The sequence below is a fragment of the Roseovarius sp. D0-M9 genome (assembly GCF_037083805.1).
In the GTDB taxonomy this organism is placed as follows: Bacteria; Pseudomonadota; Alphaproteobacteria; order Rhodobacterales; family Rhodobacteraceae; genus Roseovarius.
In genome coordinates this window covers 62,666-68,921 of record NZ_JBAPKZ010000024.1, presented here as the reverse complement: position 1 = coordinate 68,921, position 6,256 = coordinate 62,666, and the positions used below count along the sequence as shown (strand labels likewise).

Below are 6,256 nucleotides of genomic sequence, written 5' to 3'. Positions count from 1 at the left end.
TCGCCGGTCGGCTCAAGCACCTGCCCGCGTCACCCTACGACACAACATCTGGTGTGGTCGTGAACTGACCGGAGACCCGCACACCCACACAAACCGCGAAGAAGCCGGTCTTTTCCAAGGATTCGATCATCCACATCCCGGACAAGGAATTCCTCGCCCGCGAGGCCGCGCGCGTGTTGGCGCCGGGAGGCTGGTTCGCGGCCTCGGACTGGATGATTGCCGGTGATACGCCGACGGACCAGATGGCGGCATATCTCGCGCTGGAAGATCTGGATTTCCAGATGGCCTCGCCCGCGCGCTACCGCGCGGCGCTGGAGGCGGCGGGATTTGTCAACATCACCCTGACCAACCGCAATGCCTGGTATCTGGAGGTTGCGAGAGGCGAGCTGTCGCTGCTGGAGACACGCCGCGATGCACTGGCCGCTGCCCATGGGGCCGAGTTCATCGACCATTCCATCGTCACATGGCGCGCCATGATCGGCGTGCTGGAGACGGGCGAGCATTGCCCGCATCACATTCGCGCACAAAAGCCAGCCTGAAAAACAATCAGCCTCGGACATGAAAAAAGGCGGGCCGCGCGGCCCGCCTTTTCATGTTCTGCGCAGCCGCCTTAGAAGCCGGCTTTGATCAGCTCGAACTCGGCGATCATCTTTTCGCGCAACTCGGATGATGTCGGCGCCTGCCAAAGGGTGTTGGCGCGCAAATCTTCGCTGACCGTCAGGCCGACCGAGCTCAGCGTCTCTTCGGAGATGTCAGCCATCGCGGCGACATTCGAATGGCCGTAGCCCCACTGCGTCACGATGTATTCAGCCGAACCCGGCTCGAGCCATGCGTTGATGAAGTCATAGAACTTGTCTTCGGACTCTTCGGTGGCGCTGGTCAGGCGCGTATAGCCGCAGACCCAGCTTGATGCGCCCTCGTCGGTGTCGCGCTTCAGCGCGATGGGATGGCCCTCGCCGCTCATGGTGGCATACGTCTCGTTCCAGGCCCAGGTGAGGTACACCTCGCCGCTCTGCATCAGCTGACGCAAGGATGCGCCATCCGTCCAATAGGTGCGCACATTCGTGTGCAGTTTGCGCAGCCAGTCGGACGCCGCCTGAAAATCCTCATCCGTGGCCTTGGTCCAGTCCCTGACCCCCGTGGCGAGGAAGGCGAGCGCATAGGCATCATCGACATTGTCACCGATGGAGATCCGGCCCTCATGCTCCGGGTCGACGAACACCTGAAGCGATTGCACATCCTCCTCGCTCAGAACATCAGTGTTGTAGATCAACGCCGTGTTGCCCCAATCGACAGGCACGAAGTAATGCTCGCCATCCTTCATATACGCTTCGATGTCGCGAAAGCCGGGCTCGAGATCGTCCCAGCGGTCGATCCGCGAGGTGTCGATCGGCGCAAGCAGATCCGCGTCCATCCATTTGGGCACCGATTGCGAGCATGGGTGCGACACATCAGCCTGAAAGCCCGCGCGCAGTTTCTGAAAGGCCTCTTCCTCGTCGCCAAAGAAGGCGTAGGTGGGCGCGCCGCCATGCTCTTCGATATATGCTTGGAAGAATCCGGGATCCTCGTAGCCAGCCCAGTCAAAGACGACAAGCTCGGCGTCATCGGCCAGCGCCGCGCCCCCTGCCGCGACCAGAGCGGCAGATGAGACGGCCAGCGCCAGATTTCGGTAAGCAAACATATGATTTCTCCTTGTTGTTGGTGGCATCTTTCGGGCGCAGCCTGCGCCCCCGTGCCTTGGTTGGTGACTTGATCCTAGTGACCTGCCGTGATCGTGCGTGTTGCCCCTCAGAGACTCGCAAGATCACGGCGCGGCATGTCTTTTTTCTTCGAGTGCTCAGCTATTGAGATGAAACCCTTTTTTTCATTACATTTCATTATCTTGCGTGCAGACGCCACAGAACTCATTCATTCAATCTGCGCTCCACTTCTTCCAGCGCACGCTCCAGAATATCGAACATCTCGTCGATCTCGGCCTTGGTGATGATGAGGGGCGGGGAAAACACGGCCATATTGATCAGCGGGCGCACAAGCAGCCCCATCTCTTCGCAGACCTCGTCCAGCATTGCGCCCAGACGCCGCTCGCCCGCGAGCGTGCGCGCGCCGCCCTCGATGCAGCCCAGAAGGCCCATGCCGCGCACATCGCCAACGATATCGAACCGCCGCAGCGCCTGAAGGCGGGCCTGAAAATGCGGCGCAATCTGCCGCACATGCTCCAGGATTTTCTCGTCCTCCAGAATTTCGATGTTCTTCAACGCAGCGGCGCAGCAAACCGGATGCGCCGAATAGGTATAGCCATTGGCAAAGAGGACAGCATCGTCGGGGTCGGTCATCCGCTCCATCACCGCATCCGAAATGATGCACGCCCCGAGGGGCAGGTAACCCGATGTCAGACCCTTGGCACAGGTGATGATATCGGGCGTGATGCCAAAGACCTCCTCGGAGGCGAACCAATGCCCGAGGCGGCCAAAACCGGTGACGACCTCGTCCGAGATATAAAGGATATCATGCGCCCGGCAGATTTCGAGCGTGCGCTTGTGATAGCCCTCGGGCGGGATGATGACGCCGCCCGAGCATAGGATCGGCTCGGCGATGAAGGCCCCGATGTTCTCGGCGCCCACGTCGGCGATCATGTTCTCCAGATCTGCCACCTTCTCGTCGCACCAATCCTCGACGCTCTGCCCCTCGGCGCGGCGATAGGGATTGACGTCCGGCAGAAACCGGACCAGCCGCGCCTCGACGTCAAAGCGGCTCTTGTCGCGCTCTTTGCCCGTGACGGAAGAGGCCAGATAGGTCGAGCCATGATAGCCCTTTTCGCGGGCGATCACGATCTTCTTGTCCGGGCGCCCAAGCTGATTGTTCAGGAAATGCATCGTGCGAATGGCGGTATCGACCGCTGTCGAGCCGCCGGTGGTGAAGAACACGTTATTCAGATCACCCGGCGCCATATCGGCCAGCTTTTTCGCCAGTTGTGCCGAAGGCTCGGTCACCGTGGTCCAGGGCGAGGTATAGGGCAAAGTCATGACTTGGGACGCGATGGCATCGGCCATCTCGCGGCGGCCATAGCCGATCTGGACGCACCACATGCCCCCCGGCCCGTCGATGAATCGTTTCCCGGTCGCATCCCACAGGTAAATGCCCTTGGCCGTGTCGACCATCATGTGATCGTAGCCGCGCCAGTCGTCCATCGCAGCCCAAGGGTGCAACTGGTGCGTGCGATCCCAGCCGTGCAGATCCGTGGTCGCGGGCTGGTTGGTATCACGGTCTCTTGCACGAACGGCGGGTGTGGTCGTCATGGGTCTTGCTCCTCTTGAATTAGGGGCAGGCTATCACATCTACGCTTGAAATAAACTTTTTTTGAGCGCTCAAATAAATATATTTTCTATGGTATGCTCAGAAACGGACATCTAAAGCGTTTCGCCTTTAACCTGAGACATCAGCGAAAGGCGAAACGCGTGCAACGCCTTGATGTCGCGCTGCGTTTCGCGAAACTCTGTGATTTCGGTTTTTCGCGAAACGCTTTAAGAAATAAGACCACCAGAAGAAAGATGCGCCCGATGATCGACGATCCGTCCCCCACCCCGCCCAAGGAACGCAAAGAGCGCAAGGCCAACGCCGACAAACGGCGCCAGCAGCTGCTGGATGCGACATGGCGGTCGATCGCGGAAAACGGCCTTGCGCGGACGACGCTGGCGACAGTGGCGACGCAAGCGGGGTTATCTCAAGGTGTCGCGGTGTTTTACTTCAAGTCGAAGGCGGGCCTTCTGACCGAGGCGCTGCGCGATCATTACCACCGCTATCAGCAGACTTGGGAGCGCGCTCTGGAGGACGCCGGGCACGATCCGCGCGACCGCCTGATCGCACTTATCCGTGCCGATTTCGACCCCGTAATCTGCAATCCCGAGGCTTTGTCGATCTGGTTCGCCTTTTGGGGCGAGCAGAAATTCACGCCTGACTACGCAGCCATTTCAGCCCAGTTCGACACGGCGCGCAACGAGGCGATCCGCACAGAATGCGCCGCACTTATGGAGGACGCGCCCGAGGATGAGATTCGCCGCGTTGCCGAATGGATCGACACGTTTTCTGATGGATACTGGCAGCGGCTGCACGTCTTGCCCGGAATCTATGATGCCGATGCGTGCCTGAACGAGACGCTGCAAATGGTTGCGCGCCTCGTTCCACACATCGCGGACGTGCCGGAACTGGCGCGCCCGGCAAGGCGCGCTGCCGGCCCGCGCTAGGCGCCCGCCGCCTTGGCCAGCTGCGCGAGGCGCGCCTCGCGCAGGCGCGCGAAATCATCGCCCGCATGGTAGGACGACCGTGTCAGCGGTGTCGCCGAAACCATCAGAAAGCCTTTGCCAAAGGCCGCCTTTTCGTAGGCCTTGAACTCATCCGGCGTGACAAAACGATCCAGCACATGGTGCTTGGGCGTCGGTTGCAGATATTGGCCGATGGTCAGGAAGTCGATGTCGGCGGCGCGCATGTCGTCCATCACCTGATGCACCGATGCGCGCTCTTCTCCAAGGCCGACCATGATGCCGGATTTGGTAAAGATTTCGGGGTCCATCTCCTTCACGCGCTGCAACAGCCGCAGGGAGTGAAAATACCGCGCGCCGGGGCGCACCGACGGGTAGAGGCCGGGCACCGTTTCGAGGTTGTGGTTGAAGACGTCGGGCTTGGCATCCACGACCGTTTGCAGGACCGAGGGATCGCAATGCAGGAAATCGGGCGTCAGGATCTCGATCGTGGTGCCGGGGCTGCGGTGGCGGATGGCGCGGATGGTCTGGGCAAAATGCTCGGACCCGCCATCCTCGACATCGTCACGGTCGACGGACGTGATGACCACATGGTTCAGTCCCAGTTTCTGCACCGCATCGGCGACACGGCCCGGCTCGAACACGTCCAGCTCCTCGGGCGGCTTGCCGGTTGCGATGTTGCAGAACGTGCAGGCGCGGGTGCAGACCTCGCCCATGATCATCATCGTCGCGTGCCCCTGGGACCAGCATTCGCCCACGTTTGGGCATCCCGCCTCTTCGCAGACGGTGGTCAGCTTGTGCTCGCGCATGATGCGCGCTGTATCGGCATAGCCCTTGCCGCCCGGCGCCTTGACGCGGATCCAATCAGGTTTCTTTGGCTGGGCATTGTCGAAGCGGCGCGCCTTCTCGGGATGGCGCTGGCTTGGAATTTTCAGATCACGCACGAATTGGTCCCCGCGAATGGTGTGGTCAGTTGCCCTCTACTATAGTCACGGCAGCGGGCAGTTGCCAGCGCAGCCGGGCCGCAATCCTGCGGCGTCTCGCCACTTGAGCTGCAGGCCGGCTTACCGCGCAGCCGCAGTGATGGCGGTGCCCACTTCGGTCAGCACGTTCGACAGTTGCGCAAACCACCCCTCGCCCGCCGTCGAGGCGCGGCGCACCAGACAGATGCTGCGCCTCGGCTCGGGCGCGGCAAAGCGGACAAGGCGCATGCCCGGCGCGCTGCGCGTCTCGGCTTCGGCCGCCAATTCGGGCATGAGAGTCAGCCCGAATCCGGCGGCAACCAGCCGTGTGAGCGTGGCCAGCGATGAGGCCCCCATGTCGATCTGCGCATGGCCCCTGCCCCGGCGGCATGCCTCCAGCGCCTGATCGGTCAGGCAATGCCCGTCCTCCAGCAACAGCAGTTGCTCGGTGCCAAGATCATCGGGGCGCAGCGTCCGCGCCGCGCTTTGCAAGGCCTCCAGCCGCGCGGCGCTGCCCGCCAGCAGGAAACGATCGTCAAAGAGATGTTGGGCCACCAAGCCCGCTGTATCGACCGGCAGCGCCATCACAGCGGCATCCAGCCGCCCGGCCAGCAAATCCTCGAGCAAGCGGTCGGTTCGCGCCTCCTGCACCTGCACATCCAGCGAGATGTCGCCGCTGCGCAGCCCTTCCAGAACGCCGGGCAAGAGATAGGGCGCAAGCGTCGGGATCAGACCGAGGCGCAGACGCGACGGCACGCCACCATGCCAGCGCGCCGCATCCTCCAGCGCGCGCATCCCCTCACCCACCGCCTCGGCATGAGACAGCATCATCCGGCCAAAGGGCGTCAGAACCACATCGCGCGCCCGCCGCTCGACCAGGGGCTGGCCCAGCGCGCCCTCCAGCTCGCGGATCTGAACCGACAGCGCGGGCTGCGAAACCGAGACCGCAGCAGCCGCGCGGCCAAAGTGGCAGTGCTCGGCCAAGGCCCGAAAATAGGCAAGCTGGCGTAGCGTGATGCTCATAATGAAAACCTATCA

At 62.0% G+C, this 6,256-nt stretch carries 6 protein-coding genes; 2 read left to right on the top strand and 4 right to left on the bottom strand.

The window, feature by feature from the left end; translation table 11 throughout:
* The first annotated feature begins 173 nt into the window (after positions 1–173).
* Positions 174–539, top strand: coding sequence for a hypothetical protein (locus V8352_RS15280; protein ID WP_336425162.1), 366 nt, complete (start codon positions 174–176; stop codon positions 537–539).
* Between the two features lie 71 nt (positions 540–610).
* Here V8352_RS15280 and V8352_RS15275 read toward each other — a convergent pair whose 3' ends face one another.
* Entirely contained in the window at positions 611–1,681 is a 1,071-nt protein-coding gene (locus tag V8352_RS15275) for an extracellular solute-binding protein (RefSeq protein WP_336425161.1), read from the bottom strand.
* A gap of 223 nt (positions 1,682–1,904) precedes the next feature.
* Positions 1,905–3,296 carry an aminotransferase gene (locus tag V8352_RS15270; RefSeq protein ID WP_336425160.1) on the bottom strand — a complete coding sequence of 464 codons (1,392 nt, stop codon included), beginning with the start codon at positions 3,294–3,296 and terminating at the stop codon, positions 1,905–1,907.
* 261 nt (positions 3,297–3,557) lie between these two features.
* Between V8352_RS15270 and V8352_RS15265 the strand changes: the two genes are divergently transcribed.
* Positions 3,558–4,241 (top strand): TetR family transcriptional regulator C-terminal domain-containing protein, encoded by a 684-nt coding sequence (locus V8352_RS15265; protein ID WP_336425159.1) that lies wholly within the window; start codon positions 3,558–3,560, stop codon positions 4,239–4,241.
* On the opposite strand, the gene lipA is transcribed toward V8352_RS15265, so the two are convergent.
* Complete coding sequence (lipA, locus tag V8352_RS15260) at positions 4,238–5,200, bottom strand: lipoyl synthase (protein WP_336425158.1); 963 nt, start codon at positions 5,198–5,200, stop codon at positions 4,238–4,240. The two genes, V8352_RS15265 and lipA, sit on opposite strands and share 4 nt — an antisense overlap.
* Positions 5,201–5,320: 120 nt before the next feature.
* Positions 5,321–6,241: a hydrogen peroxide-inducible genes activator gene (locus V8352_RS15255; protein ID WP_336425157.1), complete on the bottom strand. Its 921-nt coding sequence runs from the start codon at positions 6,239–6,241 to the stop codon at positions 5,321–5,323.
* Positions 6,242–6,256: the final 15 nt, after the last annotated feature.